At 67.2% G+C, this 24247-nt stretch carries 21 protein-coding genes and 1 pseudogene; 14 read left to right on the top strand and 8 right to left on the bottom strand.

From position 1 onward, the window contains the following. The 7 genes and pseudogenes from UUA_RS15110 to UUA_RS19440 form a co-directional block, all read left to right on the top strand. A pseudogene (locus tag UUA_RS15110) lies at nt 1–385 on the top strand (SAM-dependent methyltransferase); the annotation flags it as partial. A gap of 3 nt (nt 386–388) precedes the next feature. After that, nucleotides 389–1621: an amidohydrolase family protein gene (locus UUA_RS15115; RefSeq protein ID WP_008438396.1), complete on the top strand. Its 1233-nt coding sequence runs from the start codon at nt 389–391 to the stop codon at nt 1619–1621. Then, nucleotides 1618–2316: a class I SAM-dependent methyltransferase gene (locus UUA_RS15120; protein WP_008438398.1), complete on the top strand. Its 699-nt coding sequence runs from the start codon at nt 1618–1620 to the stop codon at nt 2314–2316. The genes UUA_RS15115 and UUA_RS15120 overlap by 4 nt, the downstream gene beginning before the upstream one ends. Nucleotides 2317–2340: 24 nt before the next feature. Beyond that, nucleotides 2341–3849: a B12-binding domain-containing radical SAM protein gene (locus UUA_RS15125; RefSeq protein ID WP_008438400.1), complete on the top strand. Its 1509-nt coding sequence runs from the start codon at nt 2341–2343 to the stop codon at nt 3847–3849. A gap of 13 nt (nt 3850–3862) precedes the next feature. Next, nucleotides 3863–4978: a glycosyltransferase family 4 protein gene (locus UUA_RS15130; protein ID WP_039954219.1), complete on the top strand. Its 1116-nt coding sequence runs from the start codon at nt 3863–3865 to the stop codon at nt 4976–4978. Continuing rightward, nucleotides 4975–6081 (top strand): glycosyltransferase family 4 protein, encoded by a 1107-nt coding sequence (locus UUA_RS15135; RefSeq protein ID WP_008438404.1) that lies wholly within the window; start codon nt 4975–4977, stop codon nt 6079–6081. Before UUA_RS15130 ends, UUA_RS15135 begins: the two co-directional genes overlap by 4 nt. 87 nt (nt 6082–6168) lie before the next feature. After that, nucleotides 6169–6312 carry a hypothetical protein gene (locus UUA_RS19440; protein ID WP_155943277.1) on the top strand — a complete coding sequence of 48 codons (144 nt, stop codon included), beginning with the start codon at nt 6169–6171 and terminating at the stop codon, nt 6310–6312. On the opposite strand, the gene UUA_RS15140 is transcribed toward UUA_RS19440, so the two are convergent. From UUA_RS15140 to UUA_RS15175, 8 genes are all read right to left on the bottom strand, one after another. Beyond that, nucleotides 6299–8203 (bottom strand): UvrD-helicase domain-containing protein, encoded by a 1905-nt coding sequence (locus tag UUA_RS15140; RefSeq protein WP_039954212.1) that lies wholly within the window; start codon nt 8201–8203, stop codon nt 6299–6301. The genes UUA_RS19440 and UUA_RS15140 overlap by 14 nt on opposite strands. Nucleotides 8204–8205: 2 nt before the next feature. Then, on the bottom strand, nt 8206–10179 hold the full coding sequence (locus UUA_RS15145; RefSeq protein WP_039954214.1) for an ATP-dependent nuclease: 1974 nt from the start codon (nt 10177–10179) through the stop codon (nt 8206–8208). Between the two features lie 257 nt (nt 10180–10436). Then, the gene (locus UUA_RS15150; RefSeq protein WP_008438410.1) at nt 10437–11555 is read right to left on the bottom strand and encodes a hypothetical protein; all 1119 of its coding nucleotides are present in this window, start codon (nt 11553–11555) and stop codon (nt 10437–10439) included. Nucleotides 11556–11690: 135 nt separating this feature from the next. Next, a complete protein-coding gene (locus UUA_RS15155) occupies nt 11691–12524 on the bottom strand; it encodes a CHAD domain-containing protein (protein ID WP_153022994.1) in 834 nt (277 codons plus the stop codon). A gap of 125 nt (nt 12525–12649) precedes the next feature. Continuing rightward, nucleotides 12650–13588 (bottom strand): flavin reductase, encoded by a 939-nt coding sequence (locus UUA_RS15160; protein WP_008438413.1) that lies wholly within the window; start codon nt 13586–13588, stop codon nt 12650–12652. Nucleotide 13589: 1 nt separating this feature from the next. Next, entirely contained in the window at nt 13590–14219 is a 630-nt protein-coding gene (locus tag UUA_RS15165) for a class I SAM-dependent methyltransferase (RefSeq protein ID WP_008438414.1), read from the bottom strand. A gap of 8 nt (nt 14220–14227) precedes the next feature. Further along, on the bottom strand, nt 14228–15514 hold the full coding sequence (locus UUA_RS15170; protein WP_008438415.1) for a nucleotidyltransferase family protein: 1287 nt from the start codon (nt 15512–15514) through the stop codon (nt 14228–14230). Nucleotides 15515–15521: 7 nt separating this feature from the next. Further along, nucleotides 15522–17000: a B12-binding domain-containing radical SAM protein gene (locus tag UUA_RS15175; protein ID WP_008438417.1), complete on the bottom strand. Its 1479-nt coding sequence runs from the start codon at nt 16998–17000 to the stop codon at nt 15522–15524. A gap of 416 nt (nt 17001–17416) precedes the next feature. Between UUA_RS15175 and UUA_RS15180 the strand changes: the two genes are divergently transcribed. The 7 genes from UUA_RS15180 to UUA_RS15205 form a co-directional block, all read left to right on the top strand. Next, nucleotides 17417–18439, top strand: coding sequence for a phosphoenolpyruvate carboxykinase (ATP) (locus tag UUA_RS15180; RefSeq protein ID WP_008438418.1), 1023 nt, complete (start codon nt 17417–17419; stop codon nt 18437–18439). Nucleotides 18440–18595: 156 nt separating this feature from the next. Continuing rightward, the gene (locus tag UUA_RS15185; RefSeq protein ID WP_039954216.1) at nt 18596–19204 is read left to right on the top strand and encodes a peroxiredoxin; all 609 of its coding nucleotides are present in this window, start codon (nt 18596–18598) and stop codon (nt 19202–19204) included. Nucleotides 19205–19382: 178 nt separating this feature from the next. Further along, nucleotides 19383–21116: an ATP-binding cassette domain-containing protein gene (locus UUA_RS15190; protein WP_008438421.1), complete on the top strand. Its 1734-nt coding sequence runs from the start codon at nt 19383–19385 to the stop codon at nt 21114–21116. A 104-nt stretch (nt 21117–21220) separates the two neighbouring features. Further along, nucleotides 21221–22069 (top strand): helix-turn-helix domain-containing protein, encoded by an 849-nt coding sequence (locus UUA_RS15195; RefSeq protein WP_008438423.1) that lies wholly within the window; start codon nt 21221–21223, stop codon nt 22067–22069. A gap of 104 nt (nt 22070–22173) precedes the next feature. After that, nucleotides 22174–22956: a hypothetical protein gene (locus UUA_RS19445; RefSeq protein ID WP_153022993.1), complete on the top strand. Its 783-nt coding sequence runs from the start codon at nt 22174–22176 to the stop codon at nt 22954–22956. A gap of 28 nt (nt 22957–22984) precedes the next feature. Beyond that, nucleotides 22985–23275, top strand: coding sequence for a hypothetical protein (locus UUA_RS15200; protein WP_008438425.1), 291 nt, complete (start codon nt 22985–22987; stop codon nt 23273–23275). An 80-nt stretch (nt 23276–23355) separates the two neighbouring features. Beyond that, the coding region (locus UUA_RS15205) for a uracil-DNA glycosylase family protein (protein ID WP_162098689.1) at nt 23356–24247 on the top strand (892 nt) is incomplete at its 3' end.

The raw sequence follows: 24247 nt of genomic DNA on the forward strand, positions 1-24247 counted from the left end.
CCTGCTGCGCCCCGGCGGCCGGCTGGTGTTCTCGGTGATGGGGCGGATCTGCCCGTGGGAACTGGGGCACTACGCACTGCGCGGCCGCTTCCTCCGCGCCGGCGTGCGCGCCGCGCGCGGCGCCACCGCGGTGGGCATGAACCGTCACACGGTGTGGGCCTGCTACTACCTGCCGCGCGAGTTCTACCGCGCATTCGCCGAACACTTCGCGCTAACCGGCTACCGCGCGCTGAGCCTGTTCATGCCGCCGCCCTACCTGGTCGACTACTGCCGCCGCCACCCGCGCTGGTGCGGGCGGCTGGGCCGGCTCGACGACCGCTTCGGCGCACTGCCGCTGCTGCGCGACATGGGCGATCACTTCCTGATCGTGATGCGGCGGCGCTGAGCGATGGACGTGCTGCAGGCCGCGCTGGATATCAGCCTGTGCCGCGCGGCGACGGTCACGCCGGCAGCAACCTCGCGCGCGCCGCTGCCGATCCGCGCCGGGCGCATCGGCGCTTCGCTGGCCGCGCGGGCCTGGCGCATCGACCTGCGCGACCACCTGATCTTCCCCGGCCTGGTCAACGCGCACGAGCACCTGCACGTCAACGCCGTGCCGCCGCTGCGCAGCGGTGCGCCGTTCCCCAACAGCTACGCCTGGATCGCAGCGTTCCAGGCGCATTTCGCCGATCCCGCCGTGGCCGCCGCGCTGCGGGTGCCGAAGGCGCGGCGGCTGCGCCACGGTGCGCTGAAGAACCTGCTCGCCGGGGTCACCTGCGTGGCGCATCACGATCCCTGGCACGCGGCGCTGGACGCACTGGATTTCCCGGTGGCGCTGCTGCGCGACTACGGCTGGAGCTACGCGCCGGGCTGGCCCGCCTACGGGCCGCCGATGCAGGAAAGCTTTGCCGCCACGCCGGCCGATCGCCCGTGGCTGATCCATCTGGCCGAGGGCACCGACGCCACCGCGCAGGCGGAACTCGATCAACTGGACCAGCTCGGCTGCCTCGCGGCGAACAGCGTGCTGGTGCACGGCGTGGGCCTGCGCGAGCGCGACATCGAGCGGGTGATCGCGGCCGGCGCGGCGGTGGTCTGGTGCCCGAGCAGCAACCACAGCCTGCTCGGCCGCACGCTCGATCCGCGGCGGCTGTGCGCCGCCGGGCGGCTGGCGCTGGGCAGCGACTCGCGGCTCAGCGGCGCGCGCGACCTGCTCGACGAAATGCGCGGTGTGCTCGCCCGCGGCGAACTCGACGCCATGCCGCTGCTGGAGCTGGCGACCACCGCGGCCGCGCGCATCCTGCGCCTGCCCGCGCGCGGCAGCCTCGCGCCGGGCGCGCGGGCGGACCTGTTGATCGTCGAGGACCGCGGCGGCACGGCGGAAAGCCTCGTGGGCCTGCGCCGCAGCGAGCTGCGCGCGGTGGTGCGCGACGGCGTGCCACGCATCGCCGATCCGGATTTCGCCGCATGGTTCGCCGCCGCCCGTGTGGACGCGGTGCCGGTGACGCTGGACGGCAAGCCGAAGCTGCTGGCCGCGCCGCTGGCCGATCCCGCGCTGCTCGCGCTCGAACCCGGGCTGGAACTTGTGGCTGGGCGCAACGAACGCGCGCGCGACGCCATCGTCGAAGCCGGGGGCTACCGATGACCCGCCAGCCCATGCTCGAACCGCGCGCGGCCTATGCGCTGTGGGCGCCCGGCTATCCGCCGCATGCGCACAACCCGGTGATGCAGGCCGAGGAGCGCGCGATGCTCGGGCTGATGCCCGCCAGTCTGCGCGGGCAGGCGGTGCTCGACGTCGGCTGCGGCAGCGGGCGCTACATGCTGCATGCGCTGCGGCGCGGCGCGGCGCGCGTGACCGGCGTGGACCTGTCGTCGCCCATGCTGGCGCGCGCCGATGCGGAACTGGCTGCGCTGCACGCCGACGCGCCGGTCGCGCTGGTGCAGGGCAGCCTGGTCGCGCTGCCGCTGCCGGACGCGCAGGCGGACCTGACCGTCTGCGGCCTGGTCGTCGGGCACCTCGACGACCTCGGGCCATCGCTGGCCGAACTGCGCCGGGTGACCCGGCCCGGCGGCACGCTGCTGCTGAGCGACGTGCATCCGATCGGACACGCGCTCGGCTGGCGGCGTGATTTCAAGTCCGTCGGCCTCAGCTACGCCGTACGCCACACGCCGCATCTCTACAGCCACTGGCACCGCGCCTGCGTCGCGCTCGGGCTGCGGATCGAACAGGTGCTGGAACCCATGCTCGACCCGGCCGACGTCCCCGCCGGCGCGCACTTCGACCGCATGGCGCTGGAGGTTCCCGTCGCGCTGGTGTTCCAACTGCGCCGGGCGCCCTGACGCCGCTTGCCCACAGGCCGTCCCATGACTTCTCCACGCACCCTGCTGATCAACCCCACCATCACCTCGCGCAGCAGCGCGCGCTTCCCGCTGGCGCTGCTGCACCTGGCGGCCGCGCTGGAGCGCAGCGGCAGCAGCCGCATCGTCGACGGCAACGTGGACCGCGACTTCGTCGACGACACCTTGCGCGCGCTGGAACGCGAGCGCTACGACGCCGTCGGCGTCGGCGTGATGGGCGGCCCGCAAGTGGCGCCGGCGATCGCCGTCTCCAAGGCGATCCGCGCACGCTACCCGGCGCTGCCGATCGTCTGGGGCGGCTACTTCCCCACGCTGCACACGGATGCCACGCTGGCCGCGCCCTACGTCGACTACGCGGTGCGCGCGCAGGGCGAGGACACCCTGTCCGAGCTGGTCGCCGCGCTCGCCGGCGATGGCCCCGCGCTGGCACAGATCGCCGGACTGTCCTGGAAGCACGCCGGCGATGTGGTGCACAACCCGCCCCGCCGCATCGTGCGCCACGACCCCGCGGGCTTGCTGCCCTACGACAAGCTCGGCGATCCCCGTCGCTACCTCGCGCGCACCTACCTCGGCCAGCGCACCGTGGCGCATCAGGCGGCGATCGGCTGCCGCTACCACTGCACCTTCTGCGGCGTGGCCGCCATGTTCGGCGGCGCCACCTTCCTGCCGGCCGCCGCGCGGCTGGAGCGCGAGCTCACCTACCTCAAGCACACGCTGGGCGCCGATTCGGTGCAGTACTTCGACCACAACTTCTTCGACCGCGAGGCGGACATGGTGCCGCTGCTGGAAGTGATGGCCCGTTTCGAACTGCCGTGGTGGTGCTTCGCCCGCGCCGACGCATTGCTGAAACTCTCCGAGCGCTCGTGGGCACTGGTGCGCAAGAGCCGGCTGCGCATGGCCTACATCGGCGCGGAATCGCCCAGCGACCAGATGCTGCACGACATCCGCAAGGGCACGCACCCGGACCAGACCCTGGCGGTGGTCGAGCAGTGCCGCCGCTACGGGGTGATTCCCGAGCTGTCGTTCATGGTCGCGCCGCCGGAGAACACCGAGGAGGAAACCGAGCGCACCTTCGAGTTCATCCGCGAGCTGAAGCGGATCAACCCGCAGACGGAGGTCGTCATCTACATCTACACGCCGCTGCCGGAGCACAGCCGCCACGAACAGGACCGCCGCAAGCGACCGGGCGCGCCGCTGCTCGACCTCGACGGCGCGCCGGTGGTGTTCCCCACCACGCCGGACGAGTGGACTGAGTCGCGCTGGGTGCACTACGCCTGCCACGTCGACGCGCCCTGGCTTAGCGACCGCCTGCGCCAGCGCATCAACGACTTCGTCACCGTGCTGCGCTGCCGCTACCCCACCGTGCAGGACCTGCGCGCACCGCCGTGGGCCAAGCGCAACCTGAGCGCGATGGCGGGCTGGCGCTATCGTTTCCGCAGGTACGACCGGCCGTGGGAGCTGCACCTGGCGAACCGGTTCGTGCGCCTGCGCATGCCGCAGGTATCGGGCCTCTAGGCCGGTGCCGGCCGTGCACGTGGCGCAGATCAATTTCCTGCCAGTGCCGGCAGGTCTCGCCTCGGCTGACGTGTTCGAGCAGTGGCCCACGCTGGCCGACGTGGCCGAAGCGGTGGCCAGCGCTGGCACCCGCGTGTCGGTGATCCAGCTGGCGACGCGCCCGGAGCGCGTGCTGCGCAACGGCATCGACTACCGCTTCATCCCGGTGTCCGGCGCGCAGCGCGCGCGCCGCCTCGCCGACGTGCTGGGCGAGATCCGGCCCGACGTGCTGCACGTGCACAGCCTGGGCTTCGCCGCGGACGCGTTCGCCTTGGCGCGCTGCCTGCCTTCGCTGCCGATCGTGATCCAGGACCACGCCGACCGCCCGCCGCGCCGCTGGCGGCGGCCGTGGTGGCGGCGCTGGTACGCCGCCGCCGCGGGCATCGCCTTCACCGCCGCCGAGCTGGCGCAGCCGTTCACCCGCGCCGGCCTGTTCGCGCCGCGCACGCGGCTGTTCGCGATACCCGAATCCAGCAGCCGCTTCACGCCAGGCGAGCGTGACCGCGCGCGCGCCGAGACCGGCCTGCACGGCGAACCTTGCGTGCTGTGGGTCGGCCACCTGAACTCCGGCAAGGATCCGCTGACCGTGCTCGACGGCGTGGCCCGCGCGGTGGCGCGCCTGCCCGGCTTGCAGCTGTGGTGCGTGTTCGGCAACGCGCCGCTGCTCGACGTGGTGCAGCAGCGCATCGCGCACGATCCGCGGCTGGCCGGGCGCGTGCACCTGCTCGGCAAGGTGGCGCACGCGCGGGTCGAGACGCTGATGCGCGCCGCGGACCTGTTCGTCGCCGGCAGCCATGCCGAGGGCTGCGGCTACTCGCTGCTGGAGGCGCTGGCCTGCGGCGTGGCGCCGGTGGTCACCGACATTCCCGCGTTCCGCGCGCTGACCGATGACGGTCGCGTCGGCCGCCTGTGGCCCTGCGGCGACGCGGCCGCGCTGGCCGAGGCGCTGGTGGCGACGGCGGCACACCCGCCGTCGCCGGCGCAGGTGCGCACGCACTTCGACGCCACGCTGTCGTTCGCCGCGCTGGGCCGCCGCTGGGCCGATGCCTATGCGCAGGTGCGCGCCGACCGGCTGTGGGGGCCGGGATGAAACTCGCGCTGGTGGTGCCGGGCGGGGTGGATCGCAGCGGCGAGTTCCGCGTGATCCCGGTGCTGCTGGCGTTGATCGGGCGGCTGGCGCGCGTGCATGAGGTGCATGTGTTCGCGCTGCAGCAGGAGGCGACAGCAGGCTGCTGGGAACTGGCCGGCGCCACCGTGCACAACATCGGCGACGGCTGGACACGGCTGCGCGCGATCGCGGCGATCCGCGCCGAGCATCGCCACGCGCCGTTCGACGTGGTGCAGGCGATCTTCTCCGGCTCGTGCAGCCTGGTCGCTGTGGCCGCGGCGAAATCGCTGCGGCGGCCGAGCCTGGTGCACGTCGCCGGCGGCGAACTGGTGGCGCTGCACGCGATCGGCTACGGCGGCCGGCGCAAGTGGAAAGGGCGGCTGCGCGAGGCGGTGGTTCTGCGCGGCGCCGATGCGATCACCGCGGCCAGTGCGCCGATCGTCGACGCGCTGGCCGCGCTCGGCCTCAAGGCACGGCGCGTGCCGCTCGGCGTCGACCTGCGCGGGTGGCCACCGCTGGCGCCGCATGGGCGCGGCGCGGGGCCGGCGCGGCTGATCCACGTCGCCAGCCTCAACCGGGTGAAAGACCAGCCGACCCTGCTGCGCGCGCTGGCCGCACTGGCCAGCGCGGGGCTGCCCTTCCGCATGGACATCGTCGGCGTGGACACGCTGCACGGCGAAATGGAACGGCTGGCCTGCCAGCTCGGGCTGCAGGACCAGGTGCGCTTCCACGGCTTCAAGACCCAGCGCGAGCTGCGCCCGCTGATGGCCTCGGCCGACCTGCTGGTGCTGTCCTCACTGCACGAAGCCGGCCCGCTGGTGCTGCTCGAAGCGGCGGTAGCCGGCGTACCCACGGTCGGCACCGCCGTCGGCCACCTGGCCGAATGGACGCCAGCCGCCGCGCTGGCCGTGCCGGTCGGCGACTGGGCCGCCCTGGCCGGCGCCATCAGCCGCGTGCTGACCGACGAAGCGCTGCGTCTGCAACTCGCCGCCGCCGCGCAGTGCCGCGCGGTGCGCGAAGACGCGGATCACACGGCGCGGGTGTTCGAGGCGATGTATTTGCGGTTGGTGGCGGCGGGGGAGTGAAGGGCGCTGTGCGGTCGTCGCATCCGGGTTGGATTGCGCCGGCGATACGCGTACACCAACGAGATGGATCGTCGGGATCCGTAGATCATGATCGGCTCGCTCGTCACGCCGAGCGCCGAGTTCGAACGCCAGTTTCCGGCCAAGAGCAGACATCCAATGTCGAGAAAAAGCTGGACTGTTCAATTGGTGCAGACCTTATCAAGCAATGGCGCAACAGTCAGGCAACGTTGAAGCTTTTGACCCCAGCATTTCTCAGAAGCTGATAAAGAGTCGCAATCTTTGTTCGCGTACCGCGCAGCGCGCAGTACGTGAAAACAACACGCTGTTTCGCGCGCGTGAATGCCACAAAGAATCCAGCAGTGGCCTCGATCTGATCGTTGGAAAAGCTCCACCATGCGCCATCGTCCAATCCGACGAATATGACGCTATGGTATTCGAGGCCCTTGCTTTTATGGATGGTCATCAGAGGGATAGCGTGAATGCCTTCATAGGTATCCAGGGCTGATACCCATTCGATGTCACCTACCGACGATGCCCACAGATGCTCCGCTGCCGAGTCCAGCACCTTTTCGAGCCAGTCACCCTGTCCATAAGCTGGATGAACAGCGATCACTCTCTCACGGCCGATAAATCCCAAGATATCGTCCACGATCGCCCGTGATGCAGTCTTCGATCTTGGAGGGCTCGGATGGGCGGCGCGGAGTTTGAACACGTATGCGTCCAATTCTCGAGCAAGCTTGGCCTGCGCGATCTCATCGTCAAGAGCGACTCCCCGTAGGGTAATGAGCGCCTCCTGGCACTCTGTCCAATGCCGCCCCGCCCGAGCGGTCATGGCAAGACGTAGAACCGCCACGGTAAGTTCGGATGCCGCTTCCACTAGCAAATCCTGCAGCATGATTGATCCCGCCATTCCAGCTTCGTTGCGCAGAGGAATCCCCGCGCCTACAAACGCGGGTTCGAGAACCGCGGCGTATTCGTTAGCTTTCTGCCGGGCTAGCAAGACAAAATCGCGTGGGCCGAGCGTGTGGGTCTTCATCTCGGTCGCGACAAAAGCGGCCAAGCGTTCCGCTTCGATCTCTGGCGTCGAAAATTCTAAAATGGCGCAACTGTCTCCAGCAATCGTACCGACGGTCTTCGACACCGGCGCTACGGCTCGGGCGTCCAAAGCCTGCGCCAAGACGTGCTGGATACGCACCAACTCTGGTGACGAGCGATAGTTGTTGTAGAGCGGCGTTCGCGTCGCGCCGAAGTCCCCATCTAAGGCAGTGAAAGGGTCGTCCATCGCCATTGCCCAGCGCATGATCTGCTGTTTGTTGTCCCCAACAGCGGTAACCACCGTGTCGGTGCCGAGGAAGATGGTACGGACCAAGTCATATTGAATCTGGGTTGTATCTTGGAACTCGTCCATGAACAGATGCGAATAAGTCAGTCGAAGCGCATTACGCGTCATTGGATTAACCCGCAACAGAAGTTCGGCGAGTCGCCCGATCATGGAAAATGACAAGACGCTTTTCCTACCCTCATGAAGCGAAATTTGCCAGAAACGATTCGCAGCCCACTGGGAAGGTGTCGGATGAGGCCAACCGTCTACAGGGAGCGGCGACCCCACCAGAAAGCGGCGTTCGAAAGTTTTTACCGATATCGCCTGGAGATCGGCATAGGTGCCGACTGAGGCTGGAGGCGCCCCAACCTGTTGATATAGGAAGTCCCGGTAATCCCGATCACCGGGAAATATGATGTCGTAGTCGGGCCGAGGTCGCCAGCGCGCGGGGAGCGCCTGACCGAAGCGGTCAATCAACCCCTTCGCAAAAGCGTCGAACGTCATTGAATCGAAGCGTTCGGCATGATTGCGGTGGCAGCGCTGGTGAACGCGCGCAGCGAGGTTCGTCGCAGCGTCGCGCTTAAAACTGATCGCAAGGATGCGCCTTGGTGCAGATGCCACGCCTGTTTGAAGAAGATAGGCAGCGCGTTGCGCGAGTAGTTCCGTCTTCCCTGCGCCAGGGCCAGCGATAACGGACCGGCTATTTGCCGAGCGGACAACTGTTAACGCATTCGCTTCGAGCGCAGCTACACCTACCGGCTGCCACTCCTCTGAACTGACCCGTCTCGACAGCACCGCCATATTTAGTCCCTCCGCAAGGACTTGGCGGTATGGTTGAGAACCTCTGCCAGCACAGCAGGCATGCCTGCCTTCAAGTCCTTTTTCTTGATGTGTGTCAGGGCTGCGAGGTGTGTTGCTGGCTTGCTATTGGTGAGAAAGTGATATCGGTAGGCCGGCAGAAGCTCTGGATAATTCTTGAACGTACCCGTGTAGGGTTTGAGTCCTGGTCCTGCAGTGCCGAGCACTACTTCCGCCGCTTTATCGGCGGCCATCCTTGGTCCACCGCCCTTGGGGATTATGGCTTCGTATGCGTCTGGGAACGCCCCTAGCATAGCGAGATCAAGATCGAGCGGCGCTGAAAAATAGACGCCGTGAGGCTTGAGGAAATCAACCCAGCCTGCCAAGTGTTTGTATTCTTGCCAAGTGTGCATTGCTGCAAACTCTGCGTCGGACAATATGCCAGTAGTGACTTTCAAGAGTTGAGCTTTGGGGACGCCAAATTCGATGAGCTTTTCGATCGCCGTCTTAATCCTCCCAAAGCCACCACCCTCACGCCCCAGATCGAGATCCAGCAGCGTTGCGTGTGGGATTCCCAGCTGTTTCAACAATCGCCAAAAATGTTGCACATGGCGACCACCCAGTGGGACGATGGCAACGAAAGCAGGGTCTATCAGCAGATCAAGCGCCTCGGCCAAAGCAGGCAAGACGATCCGTTCCGAATCGCCTTCCACAAGCAAGACGAATCGGGCGAAGTAGAGTTCTGGATAGGCGAGCATGGCGCCACGAACGAACTTGGCAGCCTCATCAGCTCCTGGCGGTATTTTGATCTTCCTGACCGACGAGACACGTGTTTTCGGATGGCAGCGGCAGTAGCGCACTTCACGCGGATTGACGCGGCTCAGCACCGCCGGTGAATGGCTGGTGACGATGGCTTGAGCGCCCCCTTCATCGGTCAGCGAGCGAACCTGGCGGATGATGCGGGCGAGGAAGTAAGGCGAGAGATGGTTTTCCGGTTCTTCCAGAGCGAACAACGTGAGCGCGGGGATACGTAGGGTATCGTCACGAAATCCTTCAACCGTGCCGTTCACTACCTCACGCTCCAGATCAAAAACGGCTGCAGCCAGAGCGAAATAGAAAAGTGACTGCTGACCGTCGCTCAGTGCGTCGAGGCCACGCTCCTGACCGTCTGGCCCCTGTTCGAAGAGGACAGCAACCTTGTTGACAACATCCTCGAACCGGCGACTGACCAGGCTGAGCCTGGGTTTCGTATCGACCACATCATCGTGAAGGCCAGACCAGCGCGCCTGCAAGGCTTTGCCGATCGCGGCGATCGCCGATTCGCCCTCGAAGGCGGTGGCGAGGTTTTCGGTTGCTTCTTGAACGGCCTCTTCTGTCTCGGAGGACCATTCGATAGCGCGAAGCAGACGGGCGGCGAGTGCGCCGGTTGTCGCCCGAACCTGAGCCGCCGCATCGCGACTGGCTGGTGTGTAGTAGAGCTGGATCAGGCCACGATCCGCGGCGGAAACCGGGTGGCACATATCCTCCGCCGGATCATCGTCCAGCGTGTCAACCCAGAAAAGCTCCTGTGAAATCTCGCCCTCAATCGTCCCATCATCTTCCCACCGGGCTTCGAGGCGCATACGGCAGACCGGCGCTTCCCCTTCTCGTTCGATCAGCATATGTCGGAACGAGGGGGCGATTGTCTCCGGTGTCGCTGTGCCATCGACCAGTTCGGGCAATCCGATCAGCACGTCGATGAACAGTTCCTTGGCCAAGCGATCATCAGGATCAGCCTCTGCTCCAAGGTGAAAATCCGAACGTTGCACGTCGCGTTGCGCGCGCGATACGCCAAACATTTTTGATAGAGCTTGAAGAAACGCGGTTTTACCCGCTGCGTTCGGGCCGACGACAGCTGTGATCTCCGATGAAACACGCACTGTGATCGGGTCAGGACCGAAACAGCGAAAGCCGGCCAGTGTTACTGATGCGATACGCATTTAATCCCCCAATTCCGAGCATCAACACGTCTAGGAGATGCTCCACATTCCGACCATTGTGCATCAGTCAAACACTCAACGTCCGCTTCGGGTCGGAAGCGGACATTCACCCGTCGTGGCGCGCTCAAGTACGTCACGACCTAACGAATGCAGGGATACCCAGCAGTGCAACACGACACGATGATAGTGCCGGTGGGTAAAAGGGACGGGCGGTACATCGAAGTGGATCAGAGCCACTTCCGTTCCTCTTAAAGAGCCTAGCCTCCGCCATGAACCTCTCGGCTCAACGTCTGAAACGCCTGCATGATCTGCTCCGGTGTGAATCCGCAATGGCCTTCGCCGACGGGTGGCAGCATCGTCGGCGCCCGGCCGTGCGCGGACTGCACCATGGCCGGATACACCGGTTGATAGCGCGCGGGGATGAGGGAGTCGTCGTGGTTGTACTGCAGCACCAGCGGCTTGCGGATCTTGCCGCTGAGCGAGGTGGCGGCTGCCAGGTAACGCATCGCCTGCGGGTCGCCCGCGTAGCGGTGCACGCCGCGATTGAATGCCGCGTCGTCACCGAAACCGGTATACGCCGTCGTGCGATTGTCGACCGGCATGCCCTTGGCGCGCGCCATCATCTGATGCAGTACCAGGTAATGCACGCCGATCGCGCCGGCCAGGCGTTCGCGCGATACCTGCAGGTGCCGTGCAAGGATCCGTGCGGCGTCTTCGTTGGTTTTCAGCGCAGCGTCGACCGCATGCATCACCGCCATCTGGCCCAGTTCGGGTCCGGCGGGATCGGCGAGCCCGCCTGACGGCAACCCGGCACCGTGGGGAAAGAAGTAGTCGAACGCCACGAGGGAAGTCAGCAGGTCGTCGAACACGCGTGTGCCGGGCACGTTGGCGCCGCACAGCGACAGTGCGCCGTCGTAGTACTTGCCGTAGTGCTCCAGACTCGTCAGCACGACGTAACCGCCCATCGAGGAACCGACGAGGTAGGTGTGTTTTGGCTGGCCGTGCTTGTGCACGAACCACGCACGCAGGCGCTCGTTGTCGCGCAGCGCGTCATCCACTGCCCAGCCCTGCGTGGCAAAGCTGCTCTGCGCCACGGCGTACCCGGCCGCGAGGAACGACGGCGCTTCGTCACCCAGCGGTTTCGGCGTGGCGCGCGGCGTGCCGATCGGCTCGAAGCCGTGCAGCTGCATGACCAGTTCGCCATTCCAGTTCGCGGGGATGTCCACCCGGTACGGCGCGCCTTCCAGCACGCCGGTATCGACCGTGGGGGTGGACGCCGCCTTGCGTTCGGGGGCGGCCTCGCGTGCATGCGCGATCCCCAGACTCAGGGCGACCACCGTCAGGAATACGACTGCACCATGGGGCTTCCGGATCATCTGGCGCAACTCCTTGTCTGTGGGGAAACGACGGTTGACTCAAAAGATGCCGCGGAACAACGGATAAAAGGCGCGAAAGGGGTGGAGGCAATCATCCTGAGTCAACTACCTCCGTCTCCTTGATTCGGGCGTCGATTATCGCCCCGCGACAGACACGCCTTTCCCGACCAGCATCGACTGGTTCGTTGCAAGTTCCTCGCTGAGTTGCCGTGCTGTCTGCGCGCGATGCGGCAGGCCGCGCATTCGTCGCAGCACGTTCCGCAGCATCTGCTTGTCCTGGAACGCGCCAAGCTGATCGCTGAGCTTGTGCAGTGCCTTGGCGGCTTTGCTCGCGGACTCTTTCGCGGCGTCCTTCGCTATGTCGGGTTCGATCCTGGTCAGGGCTTCCATCTGCATGCGCAATTTGCGCACGCGGCGGCGCCAGCGGTGCAGGTTGGCCGGCAGCGGGTCAGCCTTGGCTCGCGCTTCCGCCTTGGCCACGCGGTGGCAGCTGCGCTCCAGTGCCTGCCGCAGGTCCGTGGCCTCGAGTTCGTGCCACGGCAGGTCACCCAGCTGACGCGCGGCTCGCTCGACCACGCGGCGCCGGCGCCGGAAGTCCACGTCGCGGGCCAGCGCCTGCTGAATCAGCCCGTCGCGCCGGCGCACCAGACGCTTGATCGCTGTTGCCCACTGCTTCGCTTTGCCCCGGGCGGCGAGGCCTTCGGCCGTGTCGACCATGACGTGCGCATCGCGCAGCGCCGAAAGGCCGTCGCCCAGGCGCTCCAGCGTCTGGTCGACCGCCGCGGCATCCGGCAGGCGATCCTCCACCAGGAACAGCAGCGCACGCAGACGCCGGATCGCCTTCCTCGCACCATGGATGGAAACGTGGATTTGGTGCCGCGAGGCAAGCGCGCGAAGAATTGCCGCACACTCCTTGTGCACCGCCGCCTGCATGCGTTCCGCGAGCTCCGGAGTTGTTCCCGATGGCATGGCCACTTCCACCAGCCGAAACAGCCGTCACCTTAGCGGCGCGGCCTGCCGGACACCAGTCGGGTGTACTCCTCTCGCGTGGCAGTTCGGAACCGACGGTTGGCCGCTGCAGCCCGGCAGCGGGCCTAGGTCTCTGCAAACGCCGCACCCTGCCGCCGCCGCCAGGCCTGATGGAATCCCGCCGTGTGATGCAGCTGGGCGCCTTCCGCCAGCGGCTCGTCGGCAACGATGCGGCCGAGGAAGAACGTATGCGAGCCGAGCTCCTGGCTGTGCACGATGGCCAGTTCGCGGATGCGCAGCGCCGGGGCCACGGCGGGAATGCCGGATGCTCGCGTCGCCCGCACGGGGAACGGAAGCTCGGCCCAGTCCGCGAGCGGTTGCTTGTGGTGCGCGCTCAGCTGGTAGACGACGTCCTTCATCGCTGCCGGGATGCCGGACAGGGCCACTCGCCGCACCTCGCGCATTGTCGGTACGGAAACGTTGGTGCTGCGCAGCGCGAGCGAGAACAGTCCGCTGCGTTGCAGGGGGCCGATCAGGTCCATCGGGAAGATGTTGCGGTGGCCGGGCGCATCCACGGAAACCAGGATGACCGGCCGCGGGCACAGGTAGGCGATCATCAACTGCTGTGCCACCGCGGGTTCCATGTTCAGGTGGTTCGACGCGCGATGCTTGCGCATGACGCGATTCTGCAGCCACGTGTTCCAGGGGCGCCGCGGCCAGCCAAGGCAGCGGTGCTCGCCCGTGGCGACGTGGTAAAGGGTGAGCGAGGTGTTGTCGGCAGCGACCGATGCCGCCCGCGTCAGCTGCAGGACACCTAGCAGCCTTCCTGTCGCGCTGTCGCGGTACTCGAGCACGGGGTGCGGGCCGGCATCGAGGCTGCTGGCGATGGTGAGCGGCTTCAGTGAAGCCACGGTATGGTCGGCGGTGACGTCGACCGATTGGCCGTCCCAGCGCAAGCTGGCGATCACTGCCTGCTGCGGTGGCGCCACCGCCACCACGGACCATTGCGGCAGGGGGCGCACGAACGGCCTTGCCAGGTCTTTCCAGGTGCGGTCCTTCCCCATGTCAGATCCGCCGGAACAACAGGAACATGTAGAGCTGGACGGCCAGCCCGAGGCCGCGCGGAACGAGCCGTTCCAGCCGGAAGTACGGCGCGGCCGCCCGCGCCACGACGTGCGGCGCGAAGCGATGGATGTGGCTCTCGCTGGGGATCGCGTAGTGGCCCTTGCGCAGCAGGTTTGTCGCGTTCGCCCGCCACCAGCCGTAGCGCGCGTCGCCGAGGTAGTACGGGTTGAGCATGCTGGCCAGGACGAAACCGCCCCGGCGGACCACGCACGACAACTCCTGGAAAAGCGCCGCGTGATCGGCGAAATGGTTGAGCACCGCGAAGTTCGCCGTGACCGCATGCGCCCTGCAGGCGAGCGGCGAGGCCACCGCGACGACGCGCTCGCCGGCGATCTCGTCGCGGCAGTAGTGCGCCAGGCAGGTGCGCATCTCGGCCGAAGGTTCGTACACGAAGGTCGGGTGCCCGCTGGCGGCATAAGCCTTGGCGTCGATGCCGGTGCCGGCACCGAAGTCGAGCAGGTCCGCTCCGTCGGGCAGCAGCTCCAGCGCCATCTGCTGGAACCGGTCGCGTACCGCCTGGTCCCGCGGCGAGGCCAGCATGAATGCGTGGTACTGCTCGGCGGTATGCATGGCGTGAACTACCTTGCGGACGAACCCGCCGCCCGGTGCCCGAGCGCCGGAGCAGGTCCTGTCTCGGAACGACCCACGCATGCGTTGTCGGCAACAGGCGGCTCCAGCGCCACGCGCACCGCGTACAGCATGTCCATGCGCGGTACCGGCCGGGTCAGCCAGGTCAGCACGCGGCGGCGGTGCGGCGCGATAACCCAGCCTTGCCCCTGCAGCCAGAGCTGGGTGCGCGCCATGTCGGCGCGTTCCTGGCGTGCCTCGTCGGTCGGGTGCACGCGGTTCCGGAGGTAGCGCCCGGCTTCGCGGGCGGAGCGCGACCATTCGATGCCGGCGAAGGCATGCAGCCACAGTTCCGAGCACGACACCCGGGTCAGGCTTTGCCGGCGCGAGATCATCCGCAGCGGCAGCGGGCAGTCGCGTTCGAGCCGGGCCAGCACGGCGGCGGGAATCGCTTCGGGATAATGGCGTGCGGCCAGCCGCAGCGGCGGCAGCGCCCACCACGGCGGCTCGTCGGCGTCGGCCCACAGCACGGCCCAGTCGCTGGCAGTCAGGTGCGTGGCCAGCCGCGCGATGTCATGCAGGTGCAGCAGGCGCAGGCTGCGCCCGCACATGTTGCCCGCCGCGTGCAGCAGCAGGTGGTTCATCAGCGCGCCCGGGGATGGGTAGGGGTTCAGCCCGGGCCGGGCGGCGCGCGGTTGGATGCGCGCGGTGATGTCGACCATCGACACCGGCAGCCGCTCGCGGATGCGCGTGTGCAGCTCGATGGCGACCGGCGTGTCGCGGTGCTCGCCCAGCCCGGCGAACGGCTGGCCGCTGGCCGGCTTGAACACGCGGTGCTTCCATTGCGCGAACGACTCCACGTAGCCGAGCTTGAGCAGCAGCGCTGTTGCCGCGCCAGCATCGTCCTCGCGCACCAGCAGGTCGATGTCGGCCATCGGCCGTTCGCCCGGCGTGTAGATGCCCAGCGCGTGCAGCGCGGCGCCCTTCAGCGGCACCACCGGCAGCCCGGCGGCGCGGGCGCCGGCGTCGATCTGTTGCAGCAGCGCGTCGATGCGCTGGTGGCGTTGCTCGACGTGGTCGCGCTGGCCTTCCAGGAAGCGCCGCCATGACTCGTGCTTCCACGCGCAGCAGTGGCACAGCAGCGGCGACACGCCGTGCGCCACGGCGACCGCGGTGGCCAGCCGCCATTCCAGCTCGCTCCATGCCGGCGTGGCGCGGCCCGGCCCGGCCAGTTCCGCGGCGAATGCCTCGGTGATGCGGCGCAGGCCATGGCGGACAATCCTGAGTGGCGGCAGCATGGTGCGCTCAATACAGCGGCAGGGCGACGTGGCGCGCCGGCGCGGGTGGCGGCGAGGTGGCGTTCCGGTTGCGGTGCGCGCCTTCGCTGGCGATCAGCGCCGTCCACTGCGCGTCGAGCGCGGCATGGCGCTGGTCCGGTGCGGCGGGCTGCGCCTGCTGAATGGCGACCTGCTCGTGCAGCAGGTCGCGCACGCGGCGGTAGAAGTCCGAGTCGTAGGCGCCGCGGAACATCATGGCCAGGTCGCCGCTGTCCTGCCAGTGGGTCTTCGCGCCCAGCTGCGCCTTCACCTGCTCGTAGAACTTCGTGCCCGGCAGCGGGTAGGACACGCTCACGCCGATGTCGTCCGGCGCGGCCTGCGCGATCAGCTCGCGGGTCGCCAGCAGGTCGGCCAGTTGCTCGCCCAGGTAGCCCAGCTGGATGAAGAAGCCCACGCGGATGCCGTGCTCGCCCAACCGCGCGCGCGCGGTGACCAGGTCGGCGACGTGGGTGCCCTTGTTCATCGCGTCGAGCACGCGCTGGCTGCCGCTCTCCGCGCCGATCCACGCCTCCGCGCAGCCGGCCTCGCCGAGCGCGGCGGCCATGCGTTCGCTGATCAGGTCGGCGCGGGTCTGGATGGTGAACGGCACCGGCCCGTCGGCCGCATGCAGGTGCGCGGCGAACTCCGTCACCCAGTCGACGCGAAAGCCGAAGATGTCGTCGGCCAGCCAGACGTGGTCCGGCTGGAACGTGCGCTTCAGATAGCTCATCTCCGCCGCCACGTCCTCGGCGCGGCGCTGGTTGTAGTGGTTGCCCCAGATCGGCTTGGCGCACCAGTGGCAACGGAACGGACAGCCGCGCGAGGCCGCCATGTTGAGGCTGAAGTAGCCGTGTCGATGGTGCCACAGCGCGCGGTAGCGCTCGATGTCGACCAGGTCCCAGGCGGGGTGGCCGACCAGCCGCGGGTCCGGCGGCAGCGCGCCGAGGCGGGTCAGCCGCAGCTGCCCGCCGGCCAGCGTGGCGACGCCGCCGAGGCCGGCGGCCCAGTCGTCGTCGCCGATCGCTGGATCGCGCTGCAGCCGCCCGACCAGTTCGGCCAGCGCGGCGATGCCTTCGCCGACCAGCACCGCATGCGCGCCGGCGGCGAGGAAGGCATCGGGATGATCGGAGGCGTCGGAGCCGGCGACGATCACCCGCGCGCCGCCGGCGCGCGCCGCGGCGATCATCTGGCAGGCCGCCTCGCGCATGCGGCCCAGGCACATCTTGGTAAGGAAGTTGAAGTTGTCCTCGTACAGCACCACCAGGTCGGGCCGGGTGGTGCGCAGCGAATCCTCGAAGTCGCCGACGCCGTCGGCGAGCATGGCGTCGAACAGGCTCACCGTGTGCCCCATCTGGCGCAGCAGCGCGGCGACCTGGATGGTGGCGAGCGGCGGATACGGCTTGCCGCGCTCCCACTGCTTCGGGTCCAACCGCAGGAAGTAGCAGTGGCCGACGTGGATCCTCAGCATCGTGCGGTAGCCTCGATCATGGCCAGGGGCCGACGTGCGGCGCCATCGCTCGACGCTGCCGGGCGTAAGTGCCCCGGCGCGGGGCATCGGTTGCCTGGCGCGGCAAAAATTCCTGAAGAACGGCGAGCCTCGGCTGGTCGATCCCTTCTCCCTTCGGGAGAAGGTGGCCCGCAGGGCCGGATGAGGGTCCGGGCGAAGCAACGAGTCACCGGCATGCCAAGAAATTGGATGTCGTGCTTCGCCCGGACCCTCTCCCCAACCCCTCTCCCGGTGGGAGAGGGGCTTCAAGTAGCTGAGGCTCGGCTTTAAGCAGGAAAATATTCGGTGGGCGGGACCCGGCCCGCGCAACCTTTGCCCGTCGCAGCCGCACCTACCATTCGGCGTGCCCAACGAGGCTGGACCCGCGATCGGCGACGATGACTCTGAACCCACACCACGATGCCTGGGACGCCGCTTCCGATCCGTTCGGCGAGCGCCCGCGCCGGCAGGTTTCGCTGTGCCGGCAGATCATGGGCGGGAACTTCCGCTTCGAAAGCGCCAGCGCGGCGCTGCTGTCTCTGGTCGAGACCGCCTACGCCGGCCTGCCGCCGCACCGCTTCCCGATGGCCGTGCCGGAATTCCGCATCGAACTGCGCCTGCTGCCGCGCCGTGCGTCGCCGCCGGCCGCCGAGCCGCCGCCGGTGCGGATGCAGTCGGGCGCCGGCCTGATCTGCGGCGTGATGGACGCGTCGAACTACGTGGTGCTGGCGCCGGCGCAGCGGCAGGCGCTGGTGGTGGCCTCCGCGGACATGCTCGATCACCCCTACCACCTGCGCTACGAACTGATCGAGTTCGCCGTGTTCACCCTGGCCACGCGCGGGCTGGGCCTGGTGCCGCTGCATGCGGCCTGCGTGGGCCGGCAGGGGCGCGGCATCCTGCTGCTGGGGGCCAGCGGCACGGGCAAGTCGACGCTCGCCCTGCACAGCCTGCTGCACGGCCTGGATTTCCTCGCCGAGGACGCGGTGTTCGTGCAGCCGGACAGCCTGCTCGCCACCGGCGTCGCCAACTACCTGCACGTGCGGGCCGATGCGCTGCGCCGCGTCGACGACGCCGAGGTTCGCCGCTGGATCGGTGCGGCGCCGGTGATCCGTCGCCGCAGCGGCGTGGAGAAATTCGAGGCCGACCTGCGCCACGGCGGCGGTCGCCTCGCGCCGGCGCCGCTGGCGCTGGCCGGCGCGGTGTTCGTCTGCGGCGAGACGGCCGACGACCCCGCCGCGCTGCTGGAGGCCGTGCCCGCGGCCGAGATCGCCAGCAGGCTGTGCGCTGACCAGCCCTACGCCTGCGGGCAACCGGGCTGGCAGCACTTCGCGCGGCGGCTGGCGCGGCAGGGCGTGCACCAGCTGCGTCGCGGGCGCCATCCGCGCGATGCTGTCACTGCCTTGTGCCGGCTGCTCGACTGATGCCGCCGCGCAGCGCAGGTCAGGTAACGATGGGCAGGTGTGTGGCGAAGCACTTGGGAGTAGCTTGCCGGGCGGAGCCGGGCGGTTCGTTCAACAGGCAGGAGACCGGCGCGGATGGTTGCGTGCCGGTCGATGCCCTTCACGAGGATCACGAAAATGAAAAAACGTCTTGCGGGAGCGGTGGCGGGTGCACTGGTGGCGCTGGCCCTGGCGTTGCCGGCTGTTGCCGCGCTCAAAACGGGTGCCACGGCGCCCGACTTCACCGCCGCGGCCAGCCTGGCCGGCAAGCACTTCACCTTTTCCCTCGGCGAGGCGCTGAAGAAGGGGCCGGTGGTGGTGTACTTCTACCCGTCGGCCTTCACCGGCGGCTGCGATCTCGAAGCGCACACCTTCGCGACCCAGAAGGACAAGTTCGATGCGGCCGGCGCCACCATCATCGGCGTGTCGGCCGACAGCATCGAGCGGCTCGACGCGTTCTCGGCCGATCCCAAGTACTGCGCCGGCAAGTTTCCGGTCGCCTCCGACGCCGACGGCAAGGTCGCCGCTTCCTACGATCTGGAGACGGTCGCGGCCAAGCCGGGCATGAAGGACGTGCGCGGCGTGGAGATCGACCACGTGTTCATCCCGCGCACCACCTTCGTGATCGCCGGCGACGGCAAGATCGTCGCTGCGCTGTCCTCCGAGACCGACCACCTGCGGCCCGACCAGCACGTGGAGAAATCGCTGGCCATCGTGCAGCGTATGCAGGCGGCCAAGGCGCCCTGAGAGCGGCGAGGGAACGCCGCGCGCGCGGCGTTCCCTCGGCCCGCTGTAGCAACCTTTTCCCCGGCGCGCCGCACACACCCGGCGCGGCGCTTCCGCGCCCGGAGAGGTGTTGCCCTGAACCGCCACGCCGCACGTCGAAACCGTGGCCGCGCTGGTCGCCCGGCCACGGGGAGCTGTCGTGAAAACGGCTGAGTCGCTGCGGGCGGCGGACCGGCCCGCGGCGCTGCTGCGTTCGCTGGCGCGCACGCTCAGCGGCGTCGAGCGGGTGGAGACGGTCGCGTACGTGCTGCTGTCGCTGGGCGCGGCGTTTGCCGGCAGCCTCGCGGCCCTGCTGCTGGTGCCGCTGGTGCAGCCGGGACAGGCGCTGCCGTTCGGCGGCGTGCTGTTCGATCCGCGGCGCAGCGTCGAGCTGCAGGCCACCGCCTTCGTCGCCGCGACCGGCGCCTTCGCGTTGTTGCGCTGGCAGGCGGCGCGGCTGGGTGCGCGTCTGGTCGGCCGCTACGGCATGCATTTGCGGCGCGCGGTGCATGCGCGGCTGATCGAGGCGCCGCTGAGCTCGCTGGCCGATGCGACCTCGGCGGAAATCGCCAACGTGCTCACCCACAACGTCGAGCTCATCGTGCAGGGCTTCAGCGCCTTGCAGCAGTTGCTGATCGCCGCCGTCAGCGCCGCCGTCAGCCTGGGCTTTGCGTTCTGGGTTTCGCCGCCGCTGATGCTGGCGGCGCCGGTGCTGATGGGCCTGGGCCTGCTGGCATCGCGCGCCTACGGCCGCGAGCAGTCGTTGGTCGCGCGCCAATACGTGGTCGACATGACAAGGCTGTTCTGGCACAGCGAGGATTTCCCGCGGCGCCTGCGCCACGTCCGTTCGTTCGAGCGTGAGGCGGCGGAGCAGGCGAGCTACGGCGACATTTCCGAGCGGCTGTGCCACGGCTATCGGCGCCAGCTGGAGCTGGTGGCTTCCGGGCGGCTGATGCTGGAGCTGCTGGCGGCCGCGGGGATCGCCGCGCTGTTCGTGCTGGCCCATCGCTGGCACGGCGTCGAGCAGGCCGAGTTGATCGCGGTGTGCCTGCTGCTCGGGCGCCTGCTGCCCTACCTGGTGACCACGCGGCAGAGCTTCCAGCAGCTGCGCTCGGCCGCGCCGGCGTTCGAATTGTGGCAGCGCTACATGAACCTGGAACCGGTACACGCGTCCGCGATGCCATCGCCAACCGGCCCGTCGGGCGCGGCGGCGCACATCGAGCGGATGCGGCTGACCCCGCCGCCCGGTGGGCTGGAGATCGGCGGGCTGGTGCTGCGGCCCGGCGAGCTGACCCTGGTCTGCGGCGACTCCGGCATCGGCAAGAGCAGCCTGGTCGACGTGCTGGCCGGCATGATGACGCCCGAGGTTTTCGTGGCGCACCGCGACGGCCGGCCGATCGACTTCGGCGCATACCGCGAGCTGGTGCGCCACGGCGCCTATGTCAGCCAGGACGTGCGGCCGTGGCAGCACTCAGTGCGCGAATGCCTGCGCTGGGCGGCGCCCGACGCCAGCGACGCGATGCTGCGCGATGCACTGGCCGATGTCGGCCTCGACAAACGGCTGGCCGATGCGCCGCAGGGGCTGGATACCGAACTGTGCGGCGCGTCGAGCCGGCTTTCCGGCGGCGAACTGCAGCGCCTGCTACTGGCCCAAGTGATCCTGCGCCAGCCGTTCCTGGCCGTGCTGGACGAAGCCACCAGCGCCCTCGACGCCGCTTCGGAAACCGCCGTTCTCGCCACGATCAGGCGCCGCCTGCCGCAGACCATCCTGGTCGTCGTGTCGCACCGCCCCGGCGTGGCGGCGATCGCCGACCGGTGCCTGACCATCGGCAATGACCTCGTCGCCATGCGTGCTGAACACCGTACCGCAAGCGCGAGGTCTCGAACGACGTAACGGGCGATCACAACATAGGCGTCATTTCCTAACATGCATAACCATATTGACATGACCAAAGTCGGATAGTAATCTCCTCTGCAGTTCCTTATATACATATGCATATGATGCAGAAAATAGAGATCACCCAGATTGCCTCCACCGCCGCCGGAGAGTTGGTCGCCGCCGTCGAAACGGTTCTTGCTGCCCTCAAGGGCGATTCGGGCGGTCGGGATGCCAAGACGCTCTTCGAGGGTCTTGCCTACTACGCATGGTCCGGTATCACGGACGAGGATCCCAACTGGATCGAAGACCTGCTGCACGAAGCCTGCGTGCCCGTTGAGCTGCTCCGCGGCAATCTGATGGATCCCACAGGTACCAACCTCATGACCACGGATGCCATCGGCTTCATCAACCGCTTGGTAAACGCCGCTCACGCGCGAAAAGCCATCGATGATGGAGGGCGAGTCACCATCGAGTGGCTGGCGGCGCTGGCCAATGTTTCCGAACGCACCATCCGTTCGGCCACCAATGCCAGTAATCCCAATGCCATGCCGATCATCAAGGAGGGCCATTGGACCTTCATCGACGCCTCCCATGCCCTGCAGTGGATCTCTCGGCGCAACGACTTCGCTCCAACGCAGGTCCCGAACAACGGTCCACGGTCTTCGGAGCTGCACCGAGCGTTGCAGCTTGGAGAGGTATGGCAAAAGTGGCGCGAAAACCAGAACCTGACGATCGATGATCTGGCTGCCGCCCTGGGTTGGAGCGGTAAACAGGTAGCGCTTTACGCCCGGATCGAATCCGGAAACCTTGGCGATGACAGCTTGGTCTTGTCGCCACAATTTTGGCGCGAACTGGCCGTCCACCTCGGTTCCAAGGAGCCGGACGACGTGGCTGCAACTACCTACCGATCATTGGCTGCCGCCTACGCCAACTGGCGGCTAAAAAGCGACCTTCCGCCGCGCCACTGAATCGCCCTCTGTTCAACGTTACCGGACTTGCCGTCTCGCGGCAGGCCGCGGCCCCGCATTGCCTGCCCCATGGCCACCTGAGCAGGACAACCAGGAAAACCTCCATGAACATCGCCATCGCTCCTGCCCAGGCAACGTATGCGTCGTCGCGCTTCTCCCACCGGCTGGCGCGTGGATTGCGCAGAGAATTGTTTCGCGAATTCCATGAGCGCGATCGTGAGTGGCAGCGCCTCGTACCCACGGTTTCCCTGATGACGAGAGCCAGCCTTGCGACGCGGGAACGCTCGAGGATCCTGGGGCGGCTTGCACCCCGCATGCGTGCGTTCCTTGCTGCCTATCACGAGCACAACTCAGGCAACAATTTTCTTGCCGGCGGTACGACCCTGCTTCCTGTAAAGCAAGCCTGCGTCGGAGGGGAAACCGAAGACGCCCTGCAACTCAGTCGGGTCCGTGTGTTCGCTGCTGGCGGACGAGCGGGGTTCTCCAACAAGCCAGTCGCATTGCTAGGTCAGCACGCGGTTGAACGGCTGTTTGAGCGCTTGGCGACGACACAACATGCTGCGGTTCGATCCGAATTGGCAAGCGCTCTCGCATGGTTTGACCTGCTGCACTCGGCATGCCAGTCGCTTTCGCATCGAGCCCGGCCCAAGCAATTGGTCGTCCCCACGGAGACCGGCGCATTCCTCGGGCAACTCTGCAGTGAAAGCGGCCTCGTGCAAATCAGGACTTGGGTGGCCACAGGCAGCAACAACCGCATCGACCGCAGCTTGGCCGCACTGCATGCGTGGCGCACAACACCAACCAGCGACACCGCGGACACGTTCCGTGTACTGCTTGCGCAGCCGTGCAACCAATGGATGTGCCAGCCGTATTCCCGCGGCTACTGATCATTCCCACAACCGAAAGGAGTAAGCCATGACCGACACATCTTCCCACCTGCTGAGCGTCTGGGCGTTCGACAAGCATGGCCACAAAGTTCATCCCTACAAGGGAAAGCTGGGTGCCAAGAAGGGCCTGTACTGCGTCAACTTCGCCAATGACACGAACAAGTTCCAGGGTTTGAGCGAGGAAGAGCTGATTCAGGCGATCAAGCAAGGCAGATTCCGCCACCGCGGCACCATTCGCATGTGTGGCGCGAACATGAGCAGCGGCTCCAACGCCTTTGCTCCCGCCATGTACGAGGGCAAGCGGGTCAAGGACTTCTAACTCCCGACATGGCCGACCGCTCAGTACCACTCCTCACAGCCACCATCTGATTCCGAACGTTACATACGCCAGCCATGACCATGAATACTTACATCGAAAGGTTCCGCAGCATCGTGCTCGACAACCCCCGACTCGACCCACATGACGACCGTCTCGTCGTCGAGCGGACTAACCGAATAGCTTGTCACTACGCACCGTTCGAATACGTCAATCGCGATGCAAAAGTCGTGCTGCTTGGGATCACTCCAGGTGCGCAGCAGGCCGGCAACGCGCTCAACGCATTGCGCACTGCTTTGCAGGGTGGTGCAAACGACGCCTTGGCCCTGCAGCGAGCCAAGCAAAGTGCCAGCTTCTCCGGCCCTATGCGCAGCAACCTCGTGGCGATGCTCGATCGCATCGGAATGCAGCGAACGCTCAATATCGAAACCTGTGCTCGATTGTTCGACAGCCGTACCGACCTGGCGCACTTCACCTCGGCGTTGCGGTATCCAGTATTCCTCGATGGCAAGGACTACTCGGGCTCGCCATCCATCCTTGCCACCCCCATCCTGCGTAGCATGACCCAGCGCTGGCTCAGCCAGGAGATAGCCCAGCTCCGGGACGCGTTCTGGGTTCCATTGGGAAAGGAGTCTGCAGCGGTATTGGCAGACTTCGTCTCGCGAGGTGAGCTCAAGGTGGATCACGTGTTGGCAGGCATGCCGCACCCCTCCGGCGCCAACGCCGAGCGGATCGCCTATTTCCTGGGCACCAAGAAGCGCGAGGATCTCTCGGCTAAGACCAATCCGATGTTGCTGGATGATGCGCGCGAGCGTCTTACCCGCTCTGTCACGTTGCGCGGAAGCTCCTCAAGTGCAATCGAGACAATGCGGCCGTCCTCCATTCCAGCTGGGTCATCCGCGCCAATCTCGAACACCAGAAGAGCGCTACCAACTGGTCAGGCGACTAAGCGTGACGGCGGATTCAACTTTGAAG

This window comes from Rhodanobacter thiooxydans LCS2 (assembly GCF_000264375.1).
Taxonomy (GTDB): Bacteria; Pseudomonadota; Gammaproteobacteria; order Xanthomonadales; family Rhodanobacteraceae; genus Rhodanobacter; species Rhodanobacter thiooxydans.